Below are 25,639 nucleotides of genomic sequence, written 5' to 3' on the forward strand. Positions count from 1 at the left end.
TTTTCGGAGAACTATAGAAATGCCGCCTCTTAATAAACAAGTTGTTATTGCAGAAACCCGGTTTGACAATATAACTATGACGCAGGCTGTAGAGTGCATCTTGCAGCTCGTGCAGAAGGCTAACGTCCCCCAGCATATCTGCACAGGCAATATGGATCACCTGGCTTTGCTAAAACAAGATGCCGAGTTTCGGGCGATCTACTCCAGTGCGGCTCTGGTACTCGCCGATGGTATGCCCATTGTCTGGCTCTCAAAACTTCGCCCCGATACAGCCAACTTAGTCGAGCGTGTGGCAGGGAGCGACTTACTTTATGAGCTCTGCCGCGCCTCGGCCTGGACGGGCCTTAAGCTCTTCTTCTTAGGTGGCCTTCCTGGAGCAACGGAGGCAGCGAAGAAGGTTCTGGAGGAGCGCTTCCCGGGCGTGCAAGTTTGTGGTACCTACTGCCCTCCGAAAGAGGCCTTTGATACCCCTGAGGAGCAGGCAAAGATCGCGCAGATTTTAAAGGCGGCGAACCCGGATATTCTACTGGTTGGTCTGGGTGCCCCTAAGCAAGAGAAGTGGATCGCCCGACATAAAATGCAGCTAGGCGTTCCCGTGAGCATTGGGGTTGGTGGTAGCTTTGAGATGGCAGCGGGCATGGTCTCTCGTGCTCCACGGCTGGTTCAGCGCATCGGAATGGAGTGGGTCTGGAGGCTCCTGCAGGATCCGAAGCGTCTGTACCACCGCTATATTGGTCGCGACTTGCCCCTCTTGATGCACTTGGTCACCGAGGCAGGTCTACTCCGCTTGGGACTAAAAAAGCCCAAACCGCGTCCGCTAATTGAAGAGCCACGTCCCCTCGTGACGCGGATTAACATGACAACCGCACCTGCAGAGCCTTCAGAAGCTGTCGTGCCGAAATAGAAATTGAAGTAGAAGTAGAAATTAAGGAAGACACACTGTGAACAATTCAAAAAAAATCGTTGTCACGACAACGGTTGATCTGGAGGATCTTGAGTATCCGATTGGGAAGATCAACGAGGCTGCCGCCAACCATGCACATGCCATTACCAACGACCGCCAGATGTTGGTGCGCACCAGCCATGGCAAGATTATCTGCCGCGAGATTGCTCCTAATACCTTTCTAGGACTAACTACGGAGCGTCGCCGCATGAGCCTGCTGCAAATTGACGAGAATGTCTTTATCTTCGCCCCGGCCCGCCTCCCAAAGCACCGTCTGGAGCACCTCATCACCCACCTACTCACCCGCGACGAAGTTGGCTCCGCCCCCCTGGAAGAGCCCGCCGCAGCCTTTGAGAACTTCACCGGCACAAATCCTCGGGCCTAATGTCTGCGTCTCTTCGTATTGGCTTCGCACTAGAGCACTCCCTGGGCCACACAACTCACGCGAGAAACCTCCAGGCAGCTCTGGCCCAGGATCTCTTTGTCCAGCCAGAGCTAATCGAGCTGCCCTACCACAACACACCCGGAGCTTGGGCAAGGCTCCCTGGTGTGCGCTCCAACTGGTCGCTCCGCGCCTCGCTAGGTGCCTTTCTTGGTCTGCGTGGTCAGAGCTTCGATGCGCTGTTCTTTCACACGCAAGTCACCGCGCTCTTAGCCTCGGGGATGCTCAAAAAGACGCCGGGACTGATCTCGCTGGATGCCACGCCACTTCAGTACGACCGGCTGGGGGCGCACTACGGCCACACACCGGGAAACTCGCGGCTCGAAGTGCTGAAAGCTCGACTCAACCAGCGAGCCTTCTTGGCGGCGCGCGGGCTCCTCACCTGGAGCCAGTGGGCCAAAGACTCCCTGATCTGCGACTATGGCGTGCCTGGTGACAAGATCTTTGTGATCCCGCCAGGTGTGGATATCGCTGCCTGGGACTCCGCCCGTGCGCTCCGAAAACCCCGTGCTGTCGATGCCCCGCTCAACGTGCTCTTTGTGGGGGGAGATTTTATCCGAAAAGGCGGCGACACGCTTCTCGCAGCGTTTGATCTTCTTCCTGAGCCCGTTCGTCGAGCGGCACACCTGCACTTGGTCACTCAGGCCACGGAGCTTGCGCCCACAGCAAACATCACGGTGCACAACGGTGTCACGCCCAACTCGGAGCGCCTGCGCACGCTCTTTGCCGAGGCGGATATCTTTGTCTTTCCCACCCGCGCCGACTGTCTGCCCCAAGCGGTTCTGGAAGCCATGGCCGCCAGCCTTCCGGTCATCACGACCCCTGTGGCGGCGATCCCAGAGGCCGTGATCGAGAACGAGACGGGCAAGCTGGTTCCTGTGGGAGATGAAAAAGCACTTGCTCTTGCCCTGGAGCACCTCCTCACCGACCAGAGCTTGCGCCTGCGCCTGGGAAGTACGGCTCGCCAGGAGGCACTCGCTCGCTACGATGCCGCCAAGAACTATCCGCAAATTCTCGCCCGTCTCAAAGGGCTTGCCCCCCTAACCCCCGCCGGGCGGGGGGACAAAAAAGTATTTCCTCTTATCCCCCCCGCTGGGCGGGGGATGGGGGGGAGGTAATCATGAAGACCCTGCTCCTGATCCCTAGCTACCGTAAAGAAAACATTGCCGCCGCGATCTCTGCCGACCAGCACCCTACTATGGACTACGATGCCCTCGCTGCGGGCCTAGAGTCGCGGGGCACGTGCGCGGAGCTCTACGACTACCGCGCACTGGAGGCCGACTCAGACTCCTTGGTCAAGCTGGCACGAAAGACGCTCGGGCGCGATATCGCCCTTGCGGTGGCGGGTTGGCGACGGCGCAAACGCTACAACACTCTCTTTACCAACGGCGAGAATGTCGGGCTGTTTCTGGCACTGCTCCTGCGGCTCTCGGGGAAGAAGCGCCCCGGCCATGTGACCATTGGGCACCGGCTCTCGACGGGCAAGAAGAAGCTGTTTTTTGGGACGCTCAAGCTCTGGCAAGAGATGGACACGGTCTTTGTCTATGCCACGACGCAGCAAAAGCATGGCGTGAGCGTGCTGGGCATTCCGGCAGAGCGCCTGAGATTAATTCCCTTTCACGCCGACACACGCTTCTGGCGACCGCGACCAGAAGTGACGGAAAACGAGAAGCAAGTCAGCGCTGCCGGGCTGGAGTGGCGCGACTACCCGACGCTACTTGCCGCCGCTGAGCGCCTCCCCGACACGAGCTTCCCCCTCGCTGCCGCCTCGCCTTGGTCCAAGCACAACAACGAGACAGACAAGCGCACCATGCCCACCAATGTCTCGGCTCGCCGCTACGAGTATGGCGAGCTGCGCGAGCTCTACGCATCCTCGGCAATCGTGGCCGTCCCGCTCTACGAGAACGATTTCCAGGCAGGGATTACCGCGATCTTAGAGGCGATGGCCTGTGGAAAAGCGGTGGTTGTGACCCAAACCGAGGGCCAGACCGATGCCATTTTTGATGGGGAGAACGGTCTCTACGTGCCCGTAGGCGATTCAGGAGCCTGGGAAAACGCGATCCGCCGCCTGCAAGCCGACCCCGAGCTCCGGCAGAGCTTGGGTAAAAATGCTCGACTTTGGATCGAGCAGAGTGCCACGCTAGATCAGTGGGTGGAGAGCCTCTGCGCGGCGATTCTTTCCAGTGGGAGCAAAAATACGGTACCATAGCGCCATGGGACGCTCCAAGACATTTTTCGTCACTCTTGTGGTTGCTCTGTGCCTGTTTTCGGGGTGCGGAGGCCGTAGCTCGGGCGATGAGATCGTCACCACGCGCTCAGAGACCAGCCTTGATCCCGATGCGCTCCTGATCGCGGCTCGCTCCGTTCAGGGCTATGTCGTCCCCATACAGGCCGTTCGTGACCGTGACAGTGAGCTGCGCTCGGCCCGCCAGGCATTTCCGGACTTGAAAGAGATCCACGCTGCCCCCAGCTTTAATGCGTATGAGCTCCACTTCGCCATCAGCAACGATGCTCCTTGGCTCTCTAGCTGGAAAGCGGGTAAGCTCGCGACAGGTGTCCGTGACCTCGACTCGGTCTTTGAGGAGTTCGATGCCAATGCCGTGCACTTTCTCAACCAAGATGGCGACCAGAGCTGGTTTGCCGTCACGTTCGACACCTACCTGCGAGCCAACCGCGCGGCGGGGCTCTTCTTTGGCAAGAGTGACTTTCTTAGGATCGCCAGCATTGTCTCGGCTCCCAGCAGCACCACCGATATCCACTACGAAACCATTGCTCCCTCCACCACGCGCCTGACTTTTGTGGTCGGGGAGACGAGTACGGTTGTGGAGCGGACGGGCAAGGGAAGCTGGAGTAAAGCCGCGCCTGTAACGCCCCTGTAACGCTAGCCTGGTCGAGCGTCCGTTTGGTGCGCCCCTACCGTTTGTACAGCAGGGCTTGGAAGCGGAAGTGGGGCAGATGGCCATGATGATCAACGGCGAGGCTATCGCAATCTACCCCGTTCCCGTCGGGCTCTCCGGTGGCCCCATTGCCATCGTGCGGGTGAAGCGGCTACAATAGCTCATGCCACTAAAAGTTGCCATGATCGGAGCCGGAAGTATCGGCTTCACCCGTCGCCTGATGGCGGATTTACTCACCGTACCCGAGTTCGCGGACATGCACTTCGCGTTTCACGATCTCAATGCCCAGAACTTAGACATGGTCAAGCAGCTCGCCGAGCGCGATATCAAGGGCAATGGCCTACCCGCGACCATCGGCGCCTCGACCGATCGCAGAGCATCCCTAGAGGGCGCGGACTATGTGATTAGCACCGTGCGCATCGGCGGACTCTCAGCGTTTGCGGATGATATTGATATTCCGCTGGAGTATGGCATTGACCAGTGCGTGGGCGACACGCTCTGCGCGGGCGGGATCATGTACGGCCAGCGCGGTATCGCCGCGACCCTGGATTTTTGCAAAGACATCCGCGAAGTCGCCAAGCCGGGCGTGCTCTTTCTGAACTATGCCAACCCGATGGCCATGCTGACTTGGGCCGCAAACCACTATGGCGGTGTGAACACCGTGGGGCTTTGTCACGGCGTCCAGGGCGCGCAGCATCAGATCGCCTCTTGCGTCGAGCAGTGGGCCAAGCGCGAGGGAATGCTCACCGAAGGCGAGAAAGTGCATCGAAAAGACATTGACTTTGTCTTCTCGGGGATCAACCACCAGACCTGGTGCGTCAAGGCTCTCTGGCGCGGGATCGATCTGATTCCCAAGCTCTACGAGCTCTTCACGGGCCACGATAGATACCCCACCACAGAGAAAGTGCGTATCGATGCGCTCAAGCGCTTTGGCTACTACTCCACCGAGAGCAACGGGCACCTCTCTGAGTACCTGCCCTGGTACCGTAAGCGCCTCGATGAAGTCACCAAGTGGATTGATCTGTCATCTTGGATCAATGGGGAGACCGGCGGCTATCTGAGAGTCTGCACCGAGGGCCGCAACTGGTTTGAGACTGACTTCCCCAACTGGCTCGCCCAAGACCCGCCGCAGTTTACGGCTGAGAAGCGCAGCGAGGAGCACGGGAGCTACATTATCGAGTCGCTGGAGACAGGCCGCATCTACCGGGGGCACTTCAACGTGGTCAACAACGGCGCGATCCCGAATCTTGCCGACGATGCGATTGTGGAGGTGCCTGGCTATGTGGACCGCAACGGCATCAATATCCCGATCGTCGGGGACTTGCCGCTTGCCTGTGCCGCGACTTGCACGGCTTCGATCAATGTCCAGCGCATGTCGGTACACGCCGCACTCACCGGCGACCGAAATCTGCTCAAGCAAGCCATGCTCCACGACCCACTCACCGGCGCGGTCTGTGATCCCGAGGAGATCTGGCAGATGACCGATCAGATGCTCGTCGCCCAGTCGGAGTGGCTCCCACAGTACGTCGCCAGCGGTGCAGTAGCCGCCGCCCAAGTCGAGCTAGAAGCACAGACTGCCAACGGAACGCGCGTGCACCGCATGGTCGGCTTCAAGGGCACCGCGCGCCAGCACACCAAAACCGTTGAGGAGATGGCCGCTGCCAAGGAAGAGTCGCGCAAAAATGCCCAAGCCGCCGACAAGGGCAAGATGACGACAAACGCGTAGATGCGGATTCAGACGGGCACATAAATGAGCCCGCTGTTGCCCCTCTTAAGCAACCACCCCGTAGCGCGGATCACGGGGGTAGACCCAGTCGATGTAGTCGGTGTCCACGGTCGTGCCGCCGTGCATGTCCACGAGCAGCACAACCTGCCCCCGGTGGTAGCACGCATGCCCTTCAAGCTGGGTGAGCTGCCCGCTGCGCACCACACGATACGTGTTGCCATCGCCCTCTTTGAAGCTAAAAGTCACCTCCAGGTCGTCGTCGGTGAGGGCGGCGAGGTAGGCAACCCAGCGCTCCTCCGAGACGGCGTAGCGCGGGCGCAGCGACTCTAGCGTGACGTCTTTTTCAAACCACCACCCAATGGGCCGGTCTTCCCCCGCCATCCAGGTCAGCCAGTTCTCCCGGCAGGCAGCCAGGTGGGCGGCAATGGTTAATGCACGCGAGAAGCGCGGGTCGGTGCGGCTGGCCTCGGGCACAGACTCCAGCATGGTCAGCATCTTATCGTTGGCGTCTCTCTCGTAGTCGTAGAGCTCGCGGTATTGGGTTATCCTCGTTATAAACAGATGTTTGCCAAGATAGCCCAAGATACCTCCCCAAAGGGAAGAATTTTTTAGAAATTTTTGGGGACGCGGCGCTGTAGGCGTAGGCTGAGCAAGAGCGTCCCGATCAGTGCAAGGGGCACGAGCGCCAGTGCCCCTTGCCAGCCAAGGCTGGTAGAGGCGAGTGCGCCAATCCCCCAGGGAATCACGGCACCACCGACTCCTCCGGCAGCAACCACGCCCCCAAAAGCCGTGCCCGCCACGCTCGGGAAGCGCTCACCTGCTTCGGCGAGTACCAGGCTAAAGATACCCGCGATAAAGAGCCCCGTAAGAGCGACGCAGACCAAGACGGGCAGTAGTGCCGGCAGGAGCAGTGCCAGTGCCGCAAAAAACACGCCCCCCCCGGCACAGAGCGCGGTGAGCCGCATCAGAGGGTAGCGCCCGAGCAGCCCCCCCAAAGCAAAGCGCCCGATCGTCATCGTGATCCAGAAAAGTGTCCCCACACCCGCCACCCAGGCGGCACCACCGGCTAGCTGCTTCTCAAAATACGTCGGGAGCCAGGAGAAAAAGCTCACCTCGGCTCCCACGTAGAGCGCCTGCATCCCGCACAGAATCGCAAAGCTGGGCTTCTGTAAGACCGTCCGAAGCGCCGAGAGCTCCAGCGCCTCGGGTGCGGCGCTCTTGGGAATGCGGCAGGCGCTAAGAATCACAAACACGACGAGATTGATCGCGGCTAGCCCAAAGTACAGCCAGCGCCAATCGGTGCCATGCGTGAGTAAGTAACGACAGAGGGTTGGGGAGGCGGCAGCTCCGACACCAAAGGCCACTTGGAGGGCATTGAGCAGAAACGCGCGTTTTTCGGGGTAGAGATCAGCGGCGAGCGCATTGGCCACCACCTCCATCGCCCCACTTCCCGCCCCCACCAGCAGCGCCGCCGCCAGCGCCAGAACATAGCTACCTGCGCTCCCAAAGAGCACCAGCCCACCAGCATAGACCGCTAGCCCCATCAGTAAGACGGCTTTGCGTCCCCAGCGATCTGAGAGATAGCCACAGAGCAGCACACCCACGACAAAGCCCGCGAAGTTGGCGGGAAAGAGCCGCCCTTGCGCCTCAACGCCGAGTGAGAATGCCGTCCCCAGATACGGAAGAAGTACCCCAAAAGCGCCTAAATAGACGGAGTAGAGGAGCATCGCGGTGCAACAGAGAACCGCAAGAAGCAGCCGAGGAGTCGCCATTAATCCTGCTGCGCAGCTTCAAGCAGAACACGCTCGGCAACAAAGATTGGAGCGCGGACACGCAAAGCGAGAGCAATGGCATCCGAGGGGCGACAGTCTATCTCTAAGGCAGGCGCTTTCTCGCGGGTAAGGTGGAGCTTGGCATAAAATGTCCCCTGCCAGAGGTCATCGAGCACGACACGCTCCAGAGATGCTCCCAGCTTGTCTAAGAGATTGCGGAGCAGGTCATGGGTGAGGGGCCGCTCAGGAGCCGTTTTCTGGAGCGCGTTCTGAATCGCCATGCTCTCAAAGGGCCCAATGTGCACCGGCAAGCGGCGGCCATGGCCATCGCGCAGCATCAGCATCACGTCACTAATCGGAGAGTTTTCGGTCTGGCCTTCGGCGTGCGCTTCCCAGAGCCCGAGAACCTCCACCTCTTTCTCCTCAAGAGCGCGGGGCTGGCGGTTCTCGTTCTCGCTAGTCTCATCGTATGGGCTGGACATCCCCCGTTTTACTCCGGCTTGCTGACCGTCGGGGCGGCACCGATCGCGGCAAGGAACTCCCGGTTGGAGCGGGTTCGGCCTAAGCGATCCAGAAGTAGCTCGGTTGCCTCTTTGTTGCCCAAGTTGGCCAGAATGCGGTGCACCTGCCAGATCTTGCGCAGGTCATCCTCGCCATGAAGGAGCTCATCGCGGCGGGTTCCCGAGAGCTTGATGTCAATGGCCGGGAAGATGCGCTGCTCTGCCAGTGAGCGATCCAGGCGCAGCTCCATGTTTCCCGTGCCCTTGAACTCCTCGAAGATAATGTCGTCCATGCGGCTACCCGTCTCAACAAGCGCGGTGGCGATAATGGTCAGTGAGCCCCCGTTTTCAATGTTACGAGCCGCGCCAAAGAAGCGCTTAGGACGGTAGATCGCCGCGGGGTCAAGACCACCTTGGAGGGTGCGCCCTGAAGGGTTCACGGTCAGGTTTGAAGCGCGTGCAAATCGGGTGAGCGAGTCGAGCAAGATCACCACATCCCGGCCCATCTCGACTAAGCGCTTGGCCCGCTCCAGAGTGAGATCCGCGACCCGCATGTGGTTATCCGGTAGCTCATCAAAGGGCGAGGCAATCACTTCCCCCCGAACGGAGCGCCGCATGTCGGTCACTTCTTCCGGGCGCTCATCAACCAGCAGCACCATCAGATGAATGTCCGGGTGATTGATTGCCACCGAGTTGGCGATCTGCTTGAGAAGAATCGTCTTACCGGCTTTAGGAGGCGCGACGATCAGACCACGCTGGCCTTTGCCAATGGGCGAGACTAAGTCCATGAAGCGCATGGAGATGCTCTTCGGGTCTAGCTCCAGCGTAATTCTGGAGTCCGGAAAAATCGGCGTGAGCTCATCGAAGTTGGGCCGCAGGCGTGCGACATCGGGGTCAAAGCCGTTGATCTTCTCCACCCGCAGCAGCCCAAAGAACTTTTCGGTGTCTTTGGGAGGACGTACGAACCCGAGCACCTGATCTCCCGTTTTAAGGGCGAAGCGCTTGATCTGTGCCTGTGCGACATAGATATCATCGTTGCTGGCGACCAGATTGTGCCGCCGCAGGAAGCCATAGCCCTCGCTGTGAAGCTCCAGAATCCCCTCGCCCGTCAGCGGCTCTTCCCCATTGAGGGTTGCCTCATCGAGATCGCGCAGGTCGCTCCCTGGCCCTAGGCTGGCGCCACTACTGCGCCGAGGTGGAGGGGCGCTGTAGTTGCCACCGCCGCTATTGCCGCTATTTCCACGGGCGGGGCGCATGCTGTGGCCCGGACGATCACGGCGCTCGGGACGATCGGGACGCTCAGCGCGTTCCGGACGCTCAGAGCGTTCTGGACGCTCAGAGCGGGGGGGAGGCAGAGGCTCGGCGACGCGCTCAGGTAAGTCGGCGACAAGCTCTAGCGCCTCTTGCTGGGTAAGGGGCGGCGGGGCGCTACTCTGGAGCAAGCGTCGGCGACGCGAGGGTGGTGCGGGAGGAGGCAGAGCCGAGGAGCCTAAGAGGGCTTCCGCAGCAGCGACAAGCTCGGGAGCGGGAGTAAGAGGGAGGGTGGGAGGAGGAGAAGGGACAGAGACAGGAGCCTCAGCAGCAGGTGCTGCAGGCACGCTCTCAGCAGGGCTGGCTATATCAGCGGAGCTGGTCACAGGCTCGGTACTGTCAGTGTCGGCGGGCGTGGTCAAACGGCGTCTGGGCATGCGGACTTTCCGGGAGGGCGAAGTAATCGGCGAGGGAAACGACGAAACGCGCTGAATGCGTGAAGAAGGACTCGCCGGGGAGAGTTGAAATATGAAGTAAACCACAAACCTTGAGGTTACTCCAAGAGCAGTATATCACGTGTTTTACAGATGGCAACCGCATTTTCCGCAAAAGACAGCCCCCTTCTCACGCTTGGTAAGAAGGGGGCTGTTTTCCATGTCCTATGCCCGCGCAGGGGGGACACTGGGCTGCTGCAGGGGCTCCGGGAGTGGTGGTGGTGTCATGGCGGTAGGCTGCGTCTCCGTACCAGTCTTCACCCGAATCCGGCGCGGCTTGCCAATCGGCTCCAGCGCAAGGTCGAGCACATCGCGCACCGAGTCCACGAAGTGAAACGTCATGCCCTTGCGCAGCTCGGCGGGAATGTCTTCCTCTAGGTCTTTACGGTTTCGTGCGGGCAAGATCACCGTGGTGACCCCGGAGCGCTTGGCCGCTAGGACTTTCTCTTTCACTCCCCCGACCGGCAAGACACGGCCCGTAAGAGTCACTTCGCCCGTCATTGCCAAGCGCGGCTTTACCCGTCGCCCGGTCAGCAAGCTCGTGATCACCGTGGTCATGGTAACCCCCGCTGACGGCCCATCTTTTGGGGTAGCGCCGGCGGGGACATGGATGTGGATCTCCGTCTCACTCCAGAAATTTGCGGCAATTCCCAGCTCGTTGGCATGGGCACGGATGTAGCTGAGCGCCGCTTTTGCAGACTCCTGCATCACATCGCCAAGCTGCCCGGTAAGCTGGAGAGTCTTGGATCCCTCCATCTTCTGAGCTTCTATGTAGATCACATCGCCGCCTACAGGAGTCCATACGAGACCAACGGCGACACCGGGGACACTCGTGCGATCGTCCAGCTCCTCGAACTCGTAGCGGGGTGCCCCGAGAAACTCCGCAACCTTGCCTCGGTTCACGACCAGTGGCTCAGTACGGCCTTCTGCAAAGAGGCGTGTGACCTTGCGACAAATCGCCGCGACCTGGCGCTCCATGCTGCGCACTCCCGCCTCACGGGTGTGGCCCTGCACCAGAGCCATCAGAGCATCATCGGTGATCGTCACCTGCTCCGCCGTGAGACCGTGCTCTCCGAGCTGCTTGGGCACGAGATGCTGGCGAGCAATCGCCACTTTCTCCTGCTCTGTGTAGCCGGTCAGCTCGATAATCTCCATGCGATCTCGTAGCGGCCCCTGGATGGTGTCCAAGCTATTGGCCGTGGTCAAGAAGAGCACGTTGGAGAGATCAAAAGGCGTGTCGAGATAGTTATCTCGAAACGTGACGTTCTGCTCCGGATCCAGTGCCTCCAAGAGCGCCGAGCTCGGATCGCCCCGGTGGTCGTGGGCAAGCTTGTCAATCTCATCGAGCAGAAAGACCGGGTTGTTGGTGCCCGCCCGCTTCAGCCCCGTGATAATCTGCCCCGCCATCGCCCCGATGTAGGTTCGCCGGTGGCCCCGGATCTCGGCCTCATCACGGACACCGCCTAGCGAGAGGCGGTAGAACTCGCGGCCCATTGCACGGGCACTGCTGCGGCCTAGGCTCGTCTTGCCCACTCCGGGAGGCCCGACAAAGCAGAGAATTGGCTGACGCACGGGCTCGCCGCGCTCTAGCTTGATCTTACGCACCGCCAAAAACTCCAGCAGGCGGTCTTTGATCTTATCGAGGCCGTAGTGGTCGGCATCGAGGACATCTTTCACGTGCGGAATGTCGAGGTTATCTTCGGTAGACTTTGCCCACGGGAGGCTCGCCATCAGGTCCAGATACGTTCGGACGACCGTGTACTCGGGGGCACCAAAGGCCATGCGGCTCATGCGCTCCAGCTCACGATCGGCCTCTTTTCGGGCCTCAGTGGGAATTTGTGCCGCATCGAGGCGCTCACGGAGCTCGTCGATGTCGCGGCCGCGCTCATCGCCCTCACCTAGCTCTTTATGAATCGCCTTGAGCTGCTCACGCAGGTAGTAGTCGCGCTGGGCCTTGCCCATCTCACTGGCAGCTTGGCTATGAATATTCGCCCCCAGCTCCATGATCTGCGACTCACGCACTAAATACGAGTGTAGGGTCTGCATGCGCTCGATGAGAGGCAGTGTCTCCAGGATCTGCATCTTCTCGGTCGTGGAGAGATGCGCATGGGCCGCGATCATGTCGGTCATGGTCCAGACGGGTGTGACCTGCTCGATCTCCTTGAAGTGATCGGGCATGTCGTTGCTGAGCTCGACGATCTTCCCAAACGTGGCGGCCAGCTCACGCCGAAGAGCCTCCACTTGGACTTTCTCTTCGTCGTCTAGCACCACGGCATCATCAATCAGCGTGATCTTCGCTCGCAGATACGGCTCCTCTTGAAGCACTTGCTGGATCTGGAAGCGCTGGATTCCCTGCACCAGAAGCTGGGTACTATCCCGGTTGCGGTTCATCATCCGAATGGTGACCACAACACCTGTGGGGTAGACATCTTTTGCGCCGGGATGCTCCGTGGTCGGCTCGCGCTGGGTGACAATGCCGATCATGCGGTTGCCATCGCGCACGGAGTCGGAGATCAGGCGGATGTAGGGATCACGCCCCACCACAATCGGGGCCACGAGAACCGGGAAGATCACGGCATCACGCAGCGGGAGCAGGTTTAGCTCCTCGGGGATTGGGGGGGTCTCTTGTGTCTCGGTATTGAGCTGATCAAAGACATTCTCTAGCTCATCGGCTAAACTATCGGTGTTCTCTTCCATTTTCTTTGTTACTCCTTACTACTCCATCTCAATCGGAATCGTCCGAGTCGGCAAGGGTGTAGATTTTCGCTCGGGCAGTCGGATCGTTAGAAAGCCATTTTTCAGTGTCGCGGTGATCCCATCACGGTTCGCAATAAAGTCCTCGGGCACCTCGAACGTGCGCTCAAAGGGGCCAAAGTAGATCTCTAGCTGGTGACAGAGAAGCTTCTCTTCACTGCTTCCCTCGCCGCGTGAGCCGGAGACCGTCAGGTGTCGCCCATCGCCCGAGAGCATCACGGAGAGAGTCTCGGTGGTGGTCCCGGCGACCTCAAGTCTAATAACGAGCGTATCGCCCGTTTCGTGAATATCGGCGGCGGGCTGCCAGAACCGAGAGATTCCTCCCTGGTTGTCGAGAAAGGCCCGTAGTGCTTCTTCGGTAAATCTTGTCATGGCTTCAGTTCTTTATACATCCTAATTTACTTGAGCGTTCCAGACTCATATAATATCATGAAATATTTTTATAAAAAGAAAAAGCCGGGAGAGAGACTCCCGGCTTTCTGAATGTTTCTTTTCCCTCTAGGTTCCACGGCCAGGGTTCTGGATCGCCCCCGTGGCAGCTCCCACGACCGTCTCCAGTGGCCCCTGCGTCGTGACTCCAAAGGTCTGCAAGTCCGCAATGGCTCGCTCGATCTCCTCGGACGGCCCCGAGAGCAAGACCTCGGCGACTCCCCCCTCTTCGGAAAGGCTCGCCCGCCGAATAGTCAGCGAGATACGAAATCGTCGCGCGATTGTCCCCAGGATCGGGGTATCCATCATCTCGCGGTTAAATGTCAGGTTGTAAACGGCACTGCCAATCATATCGTCCTATTGTACCCTAATCCTCACGCGGAATAAAGTGGCGACAGTCCTCGGGGCCTAAACAAGCGGGGACTTGTGTCCAGCGCCCAGTGCGGTAGTTGCGTGGGTCGGTGAGACGCACGACACAGGCGAGCACCGCATGCGAGCAGTCTCGACAGCTTCCCTTTTCAGAGAGAAGACACTTGATCGCCAGTGCCCGCCGGGGAGCCTTCTCGACGGCATCGGGGCTGAGCGGCGGATCGGTGCGTGGCAGGTCGGGGGTGATGGGAGTCTCGGTGCGGGCAATGAGCCGTAGCACCCCCACTTTATAGAGCTCCGCAGGCGTGTCCGGCAAGCCCTCAGGAACATAGTGCGCATCGCCGCGTAGCAGGTCCCCCAAAGCGAGCTCGCGGTTCTGCATGGTCGCCGGGCCAATCGCCACCGTGAAGGTCTTTCCTACAGGCGGCTCTGCCCCTTCGGTTGTTGTCCCCTCGAGTGTCAGAATATAGCCGGGACAGCTTGCCTCCGTCGCGCCCTCAAACTTGGTCAGGACGAGCCGAGGGCGAAGCGAGATCACCCTTCCCCAAAAACGAATCGGCGCAGACATGCGCTATTGTACCGCCCCGGTGAGAGCGGGGCGATCAAGAGAGCACCCACTCCACGGCGGCATCTAAGTTTTCGACAGCAACCGTGGGTGCGGGTAAAAAGCCCTCGGCGGTCTTGGACTGACCACTGAGGACGAGTACAAAAGCAACTCCGGCGGCCAGAGCGGCCTGGGCATCGGTGGGGGTGTCGCCGATAAAGACCGACTGGGTGAGATCAATGCCGTGCTCCTGTGCCGCTTGGAGCAACATCCCCGGCTTGGGCTTGCGACAGGTGCAGTCCTCAGACTTCAGGTGCGGGCAGTAGTAGACCGCATCAAGAGCTACCTCGGCGCGGAGCTTTGCGGTGACCGCGTCTAAGTCGGATGGGGTCATTAGGCCTTTCGCAACCCCCTGCTGATTGGAGATCAGAACGGTCAGAAAGCCCGCGTCCCGTAGCTTCTGGACACTCACCCCGACGCCAGGCAATAGCACCAATTCGTCGGGGGTCTTGGCGTAGTCGCCTGGCAGGTAGACATTGAGCACACCATCGCGGTCTAAAAAGACGGCTCGCTTCACGCGCTTAAGAGCCCTTTGATCCGATCACGGAGCGCGGAAAACAAAATATGGCAGAGGATCATGTGAATGTCTTCCACAAGCTGCATGTTTCTCAGATCCGCCACCAGCGCATGGTCGGCAAGCTCTGCAAGCTTTCCACCGCCGTAGCCGCAGAGCCCGATACTGATCGCGCCCACTTCACGTGCCACTTTCACCACCTCTAAGACATTGGGGGAGTTGCCCGAGCCGGAGATCGCGATCAGGATGTCATCTTTGCGCAGCCAGGTGCGTGCCTGCCCCGCAAAGACATTGGAGAAGTCCGTGTCGTTGGCCCAAGCGAGTAGAAGCGCGGGGGAGTCCGTGAGGGAGACGACTTCAAAGGGCTTGCCACCCTCTAGCCAGATATTTTTCTGAAAATCACAGACCATGTGGGTGCTCGTGGCTCCCGAGCCGCCGTTGCCGCAGAAGACAAGGCGGCGGTTGTTCTGCCAGCAGTCAAAGAGCAGCTCGACAGTGGTCGCCACCTGTGCCGTGTCGATCGTAGCCAGCAGTGCCGCCAGCTTGCTCAGGTAGTCAGACACGTAGGCGGGGGTGCCCAGGCTCGTGTCAGGAAGGATATCACTCATACCTTTATGATACCTCCCCTGTACCAAATCTTGCGTCCCATGCGCTTTCCTCACCCCCTTAAAGCTCCATTAAATATCAACAGTATTTAACAAATAGTTACAACACATCACAAAATAGCCCGTAATCTTACCAAAAACAGGTATTCTGCCAAGGCGAAATAGCCCTAACCCAAATACCCATTCTCTCCCAAAATTAACAATACGAACATGGCTATCCGAACACCACATGGTCCCAGAACAAGACGTCTTCGACGTGGCTTTACCTTTTTCGAGGTAATGCTGGCAATGATAATCCTGAGCTCAATGCTCATCCTGATAGGTGCGACCTTGCCGGTCATGGCCCGCTCGGTACGCTATGCCTCTGAGTTTAATCAAGCCCAGATGCTGGTGATGCATAAAATCGCCCAGCTCCAAGAGGCAGGCTACTCCAATATCGAAGGTAGCAAGCTCAACCAGAATAATCTCAAGATTATTGACGGGACCGGCACTTCTCCTCTCAATAACTCCAATGGAGATGTCTCTGCAACCGTCGAGTTCACCACGACCGACAACCTCTGGCGGTACTTCCCAGGCGGGATGACCTCCCTAGGTGCTCAGGACACGACCAGTGCAACCCGTCCCCGAGGCTACATCTTTATCGAGCCCTTTACCCCCAGTGCCACGACCTCAGGAGGCGTTACTACCTATAGCCTTATCCGTGTAACCATCGTGGTCCAGTGGTGGGGTTGGGGCAGTGTTACCCAGATGCACCACTACTCAGCCAGTACTCTTATCTCAAAAACTCTCGTGCAATAATGAAAAAACATCTATTATTTTCTCTTAAAAAGGCCAAGAAAAGCTTCACCCTTATCGAGGTGGGCTTTTCGTCGGCTCTGATGGCGCTAATCTTCACGGCCGCCATACAGCTCTTTGTCATCTCCGGCCGCACGGTCGCCAAGCTCAGCTCGGGGCTGATCGCTTCCCGCGAAGCGAGCCGAATCCAGCAGTTTTTGAGCCTAGAGATTGAGGAGTCCTATGGCGTGATCTTGCCACTCGATACCACCGCTGTGGCAGGAGTGACCTGGAACAGTGCCCTGGGAGCAGCCAGCAACTACATCACCAACAACACCACGAGTGAGGCCGGCTGGTCAAGCCAGCTCAATACCGCGATGTATGTCATGGCTCCGGCCTCGGGGAGTGCTTCGGTTCAGAGTGGTACAGGTACCACGGTCACGCTCAGTGGCGCACTCCAGCCCATGGACCGCTCGGTCACGAGTATTACCAATACCTCCTTGATCTTCCGGGGCAACCCCAATGGGACCGCCAATGCGAGCTACGGCAGCTGTCTGTGGCTTTGGCGCTATGTCAATGGCGCCCGCACGGCGCAGCTGCTACTGACCAACAATGTCTCCACTGCCTGGAACGCGGTCTCGTTTATTCGAACGACCGGCTCCAAGCGTAGTGTGATCATCAAGGTGGTCTGTGGCGACTACTCCTACGCCGGTAGAGAGCAGACCAACGATAGCTCCGATGGCATCAAGCGGGTCAACCTGGTCTCGGGACGCACGATCTACATGGCAAACTCCGCGCTCTACTCGTCGGTGACCGTTCCCTACCCGACGGATGCGAACCTGATCCCCCAGCCCAACAACGCGACCCCGGTTCCCACACCGACCCCGATTCCCACACCGGTACCGACATCCACACCGGTACCGACGGCCGTGCCCACCGCGACGCCCGTGCCCACAGCGACGCCCGTACCCACACCGACACCGACACCGTCGCCTAGGCCCACCGCGACGCCTGTACCGACAGCATCGCCTGTACCGACAGCGACGCCTAGACCGACACCGACACCGACACCGTCGCCCGTGCCCACCGCGACACCTGTACCGACGGCGACGCCTAGGCCCACCGCGACCCCGGCGCCGACACCGACGCCTACACCGACGCCAACGCCGACGCCTAAGCCAACACCGGTTCCGATTGGCTAGTCTTTAAAGAGAAGATTTGAAAACGAAAATGACGTACTTAACCAAAAAACAATCTCGTCGCTCGCCCCAAAAACAAGAAAACGGAATGGCGATGGTGGGCACCATGCTCGTTCTCCTCGGCATTACCTCCGTGGTGATCGTCGGAACCCTCAAGTCACTGAGCGATGCCCGTGTATTCAATGGAAGCCTGAGTGAGGAATCCCACAACCAGCTCTCCCAGTCCACACAGGTGGGAAATCGCTACCAAGCGGAGGTCCTCTCCGAGACCGGTATCCGGCTGTCGATACAGTGGCTTGTCGAACGAACCACCGCTCCTACCAACACGAGTGCTTTCTCGCCGGGTAGTGTCTCCAGTTTCTACGGAGGGACGGAGTCGTCAGGCTGGACCAAGATCACCCTCAGCCAAGGCCCCAGCACCACTCAGCTCACCAACATCCCGCAGGTGTCCGGTGATATCTATGTCCGCTTCTACCCCTTCACGAGCAACGCGACCGGGTCGCGCAAGATGTACGCGATCGAGAGCCGCGGCGAGTACATGGGCTTTGTCTTCCTCAGCCGCGTCTTTGTCCGCCAGAGCTCGTTTGCGCGCTACGCCTACTTCAGCGACGTCTGTCCGACCTCCTATTGGGTAGCGGGCCTGACACGCTTCCAAGGCCCCGTCCATGTCAATGGTGTGGACGCGACAGGCAACGCGGTCAACTCCGCCGCACGCCTCAATATCCTCTGGAAGTATCTCGACTTTACCCCTCCCTACCGGAACGACTGGATATTCACGTATCCTGACGAGGACTACTTTACCACCTCGATGAGCTACTCCCAGATCAACTGGCAGTATAGCTATTCAGGTGGCGCCATGTTCTACGATCCAAACTGGTGGTATCCTATCTGGGAGCACATCACCGCTGCCAAACGTCCGCCCAAGACCGATATTCCGATCGTGACGATGCCTGTGGCCAACACCAACCAGAGAGTCGCGGCGCTGGGGGGCACAACGGCGATTACCACCACGGGAATCCAGGTTCCTGGCACTGCTGCTCCAAGTGCGGGTATCTACATCAACGGAGATGTCCGGGACATGAACCTAACCACCTCCGGGAGTAACAACACCACCCAGATCATCGATGTTAAGCAGTACGACACCACGAACCAGCAGGACCGCTGGACCGTCATCACCATGAACCCGGTAGCCGATACCACCCAGGTCCACGTGCGGACCCGAAGCAACACCACCGCCGCCTGGAATATCTCCGATACGACCGGCTTCGCAACAGACTCCGTCACGAACTATTCGGGTGTGCCCAATGGGGTTATCTATGTCAATGGCAATATCGGGGAGCAGACAGGCTCGCTACGTGGAGGACTCACGGGCGCAGTCGCCAATAGTATCACCGATACCAATGGCAATGTCACCCGGCAGTGGGGCATGACTATCGCCACGGAGCAGACCATGGGGGTCAATATCAACGGGGGGATTGTCTACCAGACACTCATCAGCAATAGCGCCAACCCCAACAACCTACTCTCTACAGCGGCGTCTGCGTCGGCCGCCTGTGGGATGATGGGTCTTGTTGCAGGCAATATACGGGTTACGGATAGCGATGACGGGGGGACGCCCCTGACCAATGTCTCGGTGCATGCGATCTGTATGGCCTACGGAACCTTCAACGCCACCAACCCCTCGACCCGTCCGGCGGGTGTCTTCAGCCTCATCGGCGGCTACATCGTCAAGAACAACGGGACCTTTGGAAGCGCCCTCCCGAACGGTACGGTGGAGAATGGCTTCCTGACGAACCGCAACTACGACCAGCGGGTCATGGACACTCCGCCCCCTGCCTTCCCCGCCGTGGAGAAGCAGTTCCAGATCCTCTCCTACCAGCGCGCAATCACCTCGCTGGGTTAGGTACGCTAGCGCCGCGCGTTGAGGATCACTTTGGTGCCGTCACGCTCTAGCTGAAGGGGAAGCTCCTGCATGCTAGCGAGAGCGTGACGAACCGTGGCCTGACGGTCGGGGGGGCAGAAGAGAAGCAGAAAGCCTCCCCCACCGGCACCTGCCACTTTTCCCCCAATAGCGCCTGCATCTAGTGCGGCTTCGTAGTAGGCATTGATACTGCTGTTTGAGATCGCGGTGGCAAGCTGCTTTTTATGCCGCCACCCGGCATCCATCACCCGACCAATTCGGTTGAGGTTGCCATCGAGCAGCGCATTGTGGACTTCGTCTGCCAGGACCTTCATCTTGTCCAACGTGGTGCGCTTGTCCTCGATATTGTCTCTCTGCTCAAAGAGGATTGGATCGGCTTTCCGGGTGATCCCGGTGTAGAAGAGCATCAGCCCCTCACTAAAGCGGCGCTTCTGCTCCTCGGGCATGGCGATCCAGCTCACCTTGACAGTCCCATCAGCCTGAAAGTCAATCCGGCGCAGACCGCCATAGGCCGCAATGTACTGATCCTGCTTGCCGATGGGCTTGCCGAGGATATCAATCTCGATCTCACAGGCTTCGCGGGCAAGCTGCCCCGGCGTCACCAGCATCCCCTTAAACGTGTAGAGCGCATGGAGTAGCGCCACAGTCACCGACGACGACGACCCTAGGCCAGAGCCTTCCGAGGGAATATCGGCCATGGTGGCAATCTCGATCCCGTAGTGGACCCCGACTTTCTTCATCGCCTCACGAACCAGCTCGTGCTCGATATCGTCCACACTGGCCACGAGCTCGGTGCGGGAGTAGCCGATACGAATGCTCTTATCAAAGCGGTCTTTGATGATCACATAGATGTACTTATCAATCGCGGTGGAGACGACGCAGCCTCCATCACGTTCGTAGTAGTCGGGAAAGTCCGTCCCGCCGCCTGCAAACGAGATACGCAGGGGTGTTTGTACAATGATCATCGTAGTCTTTCTCCGTCACCGATAATGGCTCCCACCGGCACCATCACTCCCGGCCCGACGATCACGCCGCGCCCTAGAATAGCACCCTGCACTTGTGCCCCCGTGCCGATCTGGCAGCCTTCCCACAGAATGCTCTCTGAGAGCTGAGCCTTCTCAGCGATCTGGCAGCCTTCCCCAATCACATTGCGCCCTGTGAGAGTCGCCTCGGGAGAGACTTGCGCGTGGGGATGAACACCCGGCTCACCACGCTCTAACAAATCCCAGTTGGCCTGTCGGTAGTTCTCCGGCGTGCCTGTGTCGCGCAGATAGCCCCCGAGCGGCAAGGCAACGATACGGCCTGGCACACGCTCCAGCAGCTTGGGAAAGGTATCGTTGCCAAAGTCGCAGGCGATCCCCTCAGGGATACTTTCCAGCACCTCCGGCTCCAGAATATAAACTCCCGCATTGGCCGTGTTGGTAAAGACCTCGCTCGGCTTTGGCTTCTCCTGGAAGCGCGTGACACGTCCCTTGGAGTCTGTCACGACCAGGCCGCAGGCAGTCGGGTTGGGGCTCTCAAAGGTCGCGATGGTCGCCAAGGCGTTTTTCGCGCGATGCGCAGCCAGCAGTGGCGCGATCTTGAAGTCGTAGAGATTGTCGCCGTAGAGCACGATAAAGGTCGTGTCCAAAAAGCCCGCCAGACGCTTTACCCCACCGGCGGTGCCCAAGAGCTGCGCCTCGTTTGAGTACGCGAGGCAATCGCCGAAGTGAGCCCGGATCGCCTCGGGCTTGTGGTAGAGATTTACCGCGATCTGAGAGATGCCTTGCGCCTGGAGGAGCGCTACGGTGCGCACCAGAAGCGGCGTATGGGCGACCGGTACCAGGGGCTTAGGCAGGGTGAGAGTCAGGGGGCGCAGGCGTGTGCCTTCCCCAGCGGCAAGAATCATGGCTTTCATCGTGAGTGTTCCTAGTAACCATACCAGGCATCTGTATTTTCGGCAGAGAGAGGGCATTGGCTGTAGAATATTTCTCAGGAGAAACAAACCGTGCCCATTCCCTTTCTGGTGGCCCCTGCGCTTATCTTGGCGGCCCCTGCTTTTTATGATGAGAAAGCTGTCGCGCTTCTCGCTGAGGTCGCTGCTAAAGGCAAGTCTCTCAAGAGTCTCTCGGCAGAGATGACGATGCTCATGACCGGCCCACAGCCTCAGAAACTCACGGGTAAGCTGCTGATCAAGAACCCGAACCAGGGACGCGTCGAGCTAGCCTCCGAAAAAGCCGAGAAAGCGGAAAAAGGCGAGAGTGTCCTGGTGATCGCCGATGGCAAGTACGCCTATAGCATCACGGGAAAAAAATACACGAAAGAGCCTGTCTCCCCTACCTCTCTCTGGCCATTTCTGACCGGCGTGCCTGGCACCGACCCCAAGAAATTCAACCATGTTGGCGTGGAAAAAATCGGTGAGATCAGCTTTGATGTTCTGGAGATGAAAGAAGGCCCTCGGACCCTGCGCCTCTTTGTCAGCCCCGAGAAGCTCATCCAGCGCTTTGTGATGTCCATGACAATTGAGGGAAAGGCGCTGGGGCAGGAGCTCACGCTTTCCCATGTCCAGCTCGATGGTGAGATCGCCACCGCCAGCCTGACCCTTCCAACCGGTCTTGAGGAAGAGAAGGCTCCTGGCAGCCAAGGAATGGACGAGCTGTCCGCCAAGCTGATCAAAGTGGGCAAGAAGGCCCCCGCGTTCAACCTGGCGACTCCCGCGGGCCCCAAGCTCTCACTCGCGAAGGCACTGGTGGGCAAGAAGGCGGTGCTGGTCAACTTCTGGTTTGTGGGCTGCCCTCCCTGCCGGGCGGAGCATCCCGAGCTGCAAAAACTCTACGTCGCTCTCAAGGCCAAGGGGCTTGGGATGGTGGGGATCAACCAGGGCGACGATAGCAAGTCCATTACCAGCTATCTGAAAAGCGCCAAGCTGACATTCCCTGTGGTGAAGGCCGTCCCTGCAACCCTCAGCGCCTACGGCATCCAAGCATTTCCCACCAACTATATTTTGGATGCAAAAGGAAATGTCGTCTATAGCTCCGTCGGCTTTGACGAAGCCGGGATGAAAGCCGCTCTCGCCAAGCTCGGGCTGAAGTAGGGCCCTCCTCCCAATCCTGGGAGGAGGATTTACCGAAGGACACGCCGCATCGGGGAGCCGGGGAGGTGTTCGTTGGTTCCGGCAACCACGACGGCGATCTCATGCTCTTGGCCATCACGGATGCTGCTGGGAAACGGGAAGCGGAAGCCGTCGGTGCGGCGGCTGGTGGCGTTGTACTGATCGGCGCGGATGCTGCCGATCTTCTTGCCGTCCACGCGAATCTCTAGCTCCAGCGGTACCCAGAGCAGGTGCCAGTCGTGGTTTGCCCCCCAGCAGGCGCTACTATCGCCGTCTAGCTGGATTCCGGTGAGGGCGCGGGGCTGGACAAAGAGCGGTGGAACCGTGGCAATCGGCAGGACGAGGCCGCCCAGCGTGGGGTGTTTCTTGGCCGTCGTGGGGGCAACGCTCCCCGCCCAGGCTTTCTTGTACTTTGCCCATGCCTGCGCATTGGTCAGACCTTTTTCCTTGAGCCCTCGGATGCGAAAGTGGTCCTGGCCATCGTGGTAGCGGGCACTGTCCTGCTCGGCGGGGAGGTTGTGGATGCCGCTGTCGGGGGTGGCAAAAGGAACAATCACACTGGGGGCCTGAATATCGTAGTAGAGGCGGAAGTTCGCGCCGGGCTTGCCCTGGAAGCTCTCGACATAGACCTCGTCGGCAGCCAGCGCATTGATGTCGTTGCCAAAGTCGAGGATCATGTCTACAGCACGGGTTCCCCCATTATTGGGGGTTAGGGGGCTGAACTTGCAGTTTTTGAGCAGCGTGCGGCTCTGACCGACGGCATCGCGCTTGTAGTGCAGGTCGCCGTCTACGCGCACCCCGACGGGGCAGGCGAAGACACTGTCCTCGATCAGCACATCGAACTGTTGTCCGCCCGGCTCGTTGGTGCCGCGCGGGGTCTGCTGCTTGACCCCGATAGCCATCCCCGAAATGTCTAAGCGCTTGAGACGCCCCGTGACAGGATAGTAGCGGTTGGGAACACCGATGGTCGGATCGCTCTCATCGCCGAGTGCCCCGGAGTCGCCACGGACAATTAAGCCATCCACGATCATCGGCTCCGTGAAGCGCGGAACCAGACCCTGGTGGCAGTTCCAGGCAACCGAGTCGCGCACCGTGAAGGCGGACTCCTCCCAGAACTCATGGCCGTGCAGGGAGCCATAGACCTCGTTATTGGCAAAAGGCACCGGGTAGGGCATGTTGTCCGCCCAAGGGAAGCGCAGCGCACGCGAAGCGAACTCCTCCGTCGGTGAGGCAAAGTAGCTCAAGGTGCCGCGCAGCGGGCGCTCTGGCCGCGGGAACTTGAGGATCCCCGCCAGGGCGCAGTCGGCGGCGATATTGTTGGTGCAGAGATTAGCCGCGTTGGCGAGCCAGAAGCCCACGCCCTCGGAGCCCACATCTTCTTTATCGGTGCGCTGTCCGGGCTCTACTTCAGCGGGAGTGACACCGGGGCAGCTGGCGGCGATATTTCCCACGAGCTCATTGAAGGCTTCGTGGCCGTCTTCCACCACGACAGCGGCTCCGCGTGCGCCCCAGAACGCGTTGTTCTCAGCCCGGACTTTCGTGGTGCCGTGCAGAACAAGCTGCCACTTCGGGCTACCATCGAAGGCGCACCCCGAGAGCTTGCCACGCCACGCCCCGACAAACGGCCCCATCGCGTGGTGAAAGTGAAAGGCGTAGCGGGCAACATGGTTCTTGTCCGGGTCCAGCAGGCTGGTGGTCGTGCGACCCAGGCCCATGAAGGCGACATTGGCAATCTCTGTGCTGGCCGACTCCCCCAGAAATACATGCCCCGGAACGGTGGCGTTTTTCGAGGTCACGGTCACGCTACGGCTGAGGTTGAGGACATGTGGCAAGAAGCGCTCTTGACCCGCGTGCGCAAACTTCAGGGGGGTGCTCAGCGTGACAACCTTGCCATCGGGGGAGATGCCCGAAAGAGCCACCGTCTCGCTCTGGCTAGCACTCTTGCCACGCCGTGCCGGTGAGCGCGTGTCAGGAATCGCAAGCTTGTCCCCAACTTTCCAGCCACTCACGGCCTGCCCCAGAGCCAGTGTGCTGGCTCCCGCGCTCGGCGCAGCTGCGAGGCGCACAAAGCTCGTTTTTTGCTCCCCTACCGCCACCAGCCGCCCGAGAACCAGCAGGCCCGCACCGTGCTGCTCGGGATCATCCGCCTTGAGCAGACGCTCCCCACCGAGCACCAGCTTTGCCGTGACGGGCTGGCCGCTCTTGCCTAGCTCTAAGTAGCCGTCGGGGAGAACTTGCAGGGTATTGACCGTCAGTGCCCCCGACACCAGGCTTAGCACGCCACGCACCGCGACCGTTTTGGCCGTCTCGGTGCCACTCACGGTGACTTTTAGGCCTGGAGGAATCAGCACGCTCTCGGTGGGCTTGGGAATGCTCCCCCCCTCCCAGGTTCGCGGGTCACCCCACGCGCCACTCTGCGCCGCCGTGGCACTGGGACGGAGCGAGAAGTTCGGCATTCCATCAAAGAGCTTGGGGGCTTTTAGGTCGGGAGTGCGCAGGGGCAGGTGCTGGGCATGCACCTGAGCCGCCAGCAAAGAAAGCGTGAGTAGAAATGCAGTTCGAGTCATAAAACACCAAAAGCCCCGGCACCGAGCTGGTGCCGGGGCCTTCTTATGCGTTTACTTGTTGCTTCCGCAGGAGCCACAGCCACCGGTGATGGTGCGTCCTTCGGTATCGTCCTCGGCGGAGAAGCTAGAGCCACAGCCACAGGTCTTGACCGCGTTGGGGTTCTCGACCTTGAAGCCGCCGCCCATTGGGGTGGTGACGTAGTCTACAACGGCTCCGACCAAGTAGCGCATGTCCATGGGAGCGAGCACTACCTCGACGCCGTTATCCACAAAGACCTCGTCGCCCTCGTCCACGGTCTCGTCCAGCGCCATGCCATACTGAAGACCAGAGCAGCCACCGCCGCTGATGTAGACGCGCAGGCGGACGCCTTCCGGGTTTCCCTGCTGCTCAAGAATATCTTTCACTTCCTGTACTGCCCGCTCGGTGAGCGTCAGAGGACAGGCGCGATCTGCCAGGATCTCCAGAGCCTTACCGGCTTCAAGTGTTAGTGACATTTTAGTTCGTGTCCTTTCCATGCGCGGGTCAAAGCCGCGTGGTGTTTCTCAACTTAGTATAGATTATATCGCGTCGGAGTTCCCAGCAAGAGCCCTCCCCCGAAAAAAACCCCTTTCTGACAGAGCCTTTTTCACGAATCGCTCCGCCGCCCCATGAAATGAGGCGTCTGGGTGGCCTGCGGCCGCGAAGCCCGTGCCGGGCTGGGGAGACGGACTCGGTAGCCCGGCACGGGCTTTGCGGCTGAGGAACGAAGCCATTGCAGACGCCCCCTTCGAGGGGGCGGCGAGAGCG

25 protein-coding genes are annotated in these 25,639 nt (G+C 59.6%); 11 read left to right on the forward strand and 14 right to left on the reverse strand.

Annotation, left to right across the window (positions count from 1 at the left end):
* The first annotated feature begins 76 nt into the window (after positions 1-76).
* Genes AC1XOS_RS00505 through melA form a run of 7 tightly spaced genes read left to right on the forward strand, consistent with a single transcriptional unit; the run spans position 77 to position 6,008 of the window.
* Positions 77-904 carry a WecB/TagA/CpsF family glycosyltransferase gene (locus AC1XOS_RS00505; protein WP_481960254.1) on the forward strand — a complete coding sequence of 276 codons (828 nt, stop codon included), beginning with the start codon at positions 77-79 and terminating at the stop codon, positions 902-904.
* A 37-nt stretch (positions 905-941) separates the two neighbouring features.
* Positions 942-1,328: a hypothetical protein gene (locus tag AC1XOS_RS00510; RefSeq protein ID WP_481960255.1), complete on the forward strand. Its 387-nt coding sequence runs from the start codon at positions 942-944 to the stop codon at positions 1,326-1,328.
* On the forward strand, positions 1,328-2,503 hold the full coding sequence (locus tag AC1XOS_RS00515; protein WP_481960256.1) for a glycosyltransferase family 4 protein: 1,176 nt from the start codon (positions 1,328-1,330) through the stop codon (positions 2,501-2,503). The genes AC1XOS_RS00510 and AC1XOS_RS00515 overlap by 1 nt, the downstream gene beginning before the upstream one ends.
* A 2-nt stretch (positions 2,504-2,505) precedes the next feature.
* The gene (locus AC1XOS_RS00520; protein WP_481960257.1) at positions 2,506-3,594 is read left to right on the forward strand and encodes a glycosyltransferase family 4 protein; all 1,089 of its coding nucleotides are present in this window, start codon (positions 2,506-2,508) and stop codon (positions 3,592-3,594) included.
* 4 nt (positions 3,595-3,598) lie between these two features.
* Entirely contained in the window at positions 3,599-4,264 is a 666-nt protein-coding gene (locus AC1XOS_RS00525; RefSeq protein ID WP_481960258.1) for a hypothetical protein, read from the forward strand.
* 55 nt (positions 4,265-4,319) lie between these two features.
* Positions 4,320-4,442, forward strand: coding sequence for a hypothetical protein (locus AC1XOS_RS00530; RefSeq protein ID WP_481960259.1), 123 nt, complete (start codon positions 4,320-4,322; stop codon positions 4,440-4,442).
* Positions 4,443-4,445: 3 nt separating this feature from the next.
* A complete protein-coding gene (melA, locus tag AC1XOS_RS00535; RefSeq protein WP_481960260.1) occupies positions 4,446-6,008 on the forward strand; it encodes an alpha-galactosidase in 1,563 nt (520 codons plus the stop codon).
* A 45-nt stretch (positions 6,009-6,053) separates the two neighbouring features.
* Here melA and AC1XOS_RS00540 read toward each other — a convergent pair whose 3' ends face one another.
* The 10 genes from AC1XOS_RS00540 to AC1XOS_RS00585 form a co-directional block, all read right to left on the reverse strand.
* A complete protein-coding gene (locus AC1XOS_RS00540) occupies positions 6,054-6,590 on the reverse strand; it encodes a DinB family protein (RefSeq protein ID WP_481960261.1) in 537 nt (178 codons plus the stop codon).
* 26 nt (positions 6,591-6,616) lie between these two features.
* A complete protein-coding gene (locus tag AC1XOS_RS00545) occupies positions 6,617-7,780 on the reverse strand; it encodes an MFS transporter (protein WP_481960262.1) in 1,164 nt (387 codons plus the stop codon).
* A complete protein-coding gene (locus AC1XOS_RS00550; protein ID WP_481960263.1) occupies positions 7,780-8,262 on the reverse strand; it encodes a bifunctional nuclease family protein in 483 nt (160 codons plus the stop codon). Before AC1XOS_RS00550 ends, AC1XOS_RS00545 begins: the two co-directional genes overlap by 1 nt.
* An 8-nt stretch (positions 8,263-8,270) precedes the next feature.
* On the reverse strand, positions 8,271-9,968 hold the full coding sequence (gene rho, locus AC1XOS_RS00555) for a transcription termination factor Rho (RefSeq protein ID WP_481960264.1): 1,698 nt from the start codon (positions 9,966-9,968) through the stop codon (positions 8,271-8,273).
* A gap of 222 nt (positions 9,969-10,190) precedes the next feature.
* Entirely contained in the window at positions 10,191-12,722 is a 2,532-nt protein-coding gene (lon, locus tag AC1XOS_RS00560; protein WP_481960265.1) for an endopeptidase La, read from the reverse strand.
* An 18-nt stretch (positions 12,723-12,740) separates the two neighbouring features.
* Positions 12,741-13,151: an Hsp20/alpha crystallin family protein gene (locus AC1XOS_RS00565; protein WP_481960266.1), complete on the reverse strand. Its 411-nt coding sequence runs from the start codon at positions 13,149-13,151 to the stop codon at positions 12,741-12,743.
* Between the two features lie 126 nt (positions 13,152-13,277).
* Complete coding sequence (locus AC1XOS_RS00570) at positions 13,278-13,559, reverse strand: NIL domain-containing protein (RefSeq protein WP_481960267.1); 282 nt, start codon at positions 13,557-13,559, stop codon at positions 13,278-13,280.
* Between the two features lie 16 nt (positions 13,560-13,575).
* On the reverse strand, positions 13,576-14,145 hold the full coding sequence (locus tag AC1XOS_RS00575; protein WP_481960268.1) for a hypothetical protein: 570 nt from the start codon (positions 14,143-14,145) through the stop codon (positions 13,576-13,578).
* Positions 14,146-14,179: 34 nt separating this feature from the next.
* A complete protein-coding gene (locus tag AC1XOS_RS00580) occupies positions 14,180-14,698 on the reverse strand; it encodes a D-glycero-alpha-D-manno-heptose-1,7-bisphosphate 7-phosphatase (protein WP_481960269.1) in 519 nt (172 codons plus the stop codon).
* Entirely contained in the window at positions 14,695-15,303 is a 609-nt protein-coding gene (locus AC1XOS_RS00585; protein ID WP_481960270.1) for an SIS domain-containing protein, read from the reverse strand. Before AC1XOS_RS00585 ends, AC1XOS_RS00580 begins: the two co-directional genes overlap by 4 nt.
* Positions 15,304-15,606: 303 nt before the next feature.
* On the opposite strand from AC1XOS_RS00585, the gene AC1XOS_RS00590 reads away from it, so the two are divergent.
* The 3 genes from AC1XOS_RS00590 to AC1XOS_RS00600 are packed head-to-tail and all read left to right on the forward strand — an operon-like array spanning position 15,607 to position 19,176.
* Positions 15,607-16,098 (forward strand): hypothetical protein, encoded by a 492-nt coding sequence (locus tag AC1XOS_RS00590; RefSeq protein ID WP_481960271.1) that lies wholly within the window; start codon positions 15,607-15,609, stop codon positions 16,096-16,098.
* Complete coding sequence (locus AC1XOS_RS00595) at positions 16,098-17,276, forward strand: PulJ/GspJ family protein (RefSeq protein ID WP_481960272.1); 1,179 nt, start codon at positions 16,098-16,100, stop codon at positions 17,274-17,276. Before AC1XOS_RS00590 ends, AC1XOS_RS00595 begins: the two co-directional genes overlap by 1 nt.
* A gap of 28 nt (positions 17,277-17,304) precedes the next feature.
* Positions 17,305-19,176 (forward strand): hypothetical protein, encoded by a 1,872-nt coding sequence (locus tag AC1XOS_RS00600; protein ID WP_481960273.1) that lies wholly within the window; start codon positions 17,305-17,307, stop codon positions 19,174-19,176.
* A gap of 5 nt (positions 19,177-19,181) precedes the next feature.
* Here AC1XOS_RS00600 and AC1XOS_RS00605 read toward each other — a convergent pair whose 3' ends face one another.
* Together AC1XOS_RS00605 and AC1XOS_RS00610 are read right to left on the reverse strand one after the other, a co-directional pair.
* On the reverse strand, positions 19,182-20,159 hold the full coding sequence (locus tag AC1XOS_RS00605) for a GHMP family kinase ATP-binding protein (protein ID WP_481960274.1): 978 nt from the start codon (positions 20,157-20,159) through the stop codon (positions 19,182-19,184).
* Complete coding sequence (locus AC1XOS_RS00610) at positions 20,156-21,091, reverse strand: nucleotidyltransferase family protein (protein ID WP_481960275.1); 936 nt, start codon at positions 21,089-21,091, stop codon at positions 20,156-20,158. Before AC1XOS_RS00610 ends, AC1XOS_RS00605 begins: the two co-directional genes overlap by 4 nt.
* 90 nt (positions 21,092-21,181) lie before the next feature.
* Here AC1XOS_RS00610 and AC1XOS_RS00615 point away from each other — a divergent pair, with 90 nt between their 5' ends.
* Entirely contained in the window at positions 21,182-22,267 is a 1,086-nt protein-coding gene (locus AC1XOS_RS00615; RefSeq protein ID WP_481960276.1) for a redoxin family protein, read from the forward strand.
* Positions 22,268-22,296: 29 nt separating this feature from the next.
* Here AC1XOS_RS00615 and AC1XOS_RS00620 read toward each other — a convergent pair whose 3' ends face one another.
* A complete protein-coding gene (locus AC1XOS_RS00620; RefSeq protein WP_481960277.1) occupies positions 22,297-24,852 on the reverse strand; it encodes a G8 domain-containing protein in 2,556 nt (851 codons plus the stop codon).
* Positions 24,853-24,903: 51 nt separating this feature from the next.
* On the reverse strand, positions 24,904-25,347 hold the full coding sequence (erpA, locus tag AC1XOS_RS00625; protein WP_481960278.1) for an iron-sulfur cluster insertion protein ErpA: 444 nt from the start codon (positions 25,345-25,347) through the stop codon (positions 24,904-24,906).
* Positions 25,348-25,639: the final 292 nt, after the last annotated feature.

Source organism: Armatimonas sp. (assembly GCF_964826245.1).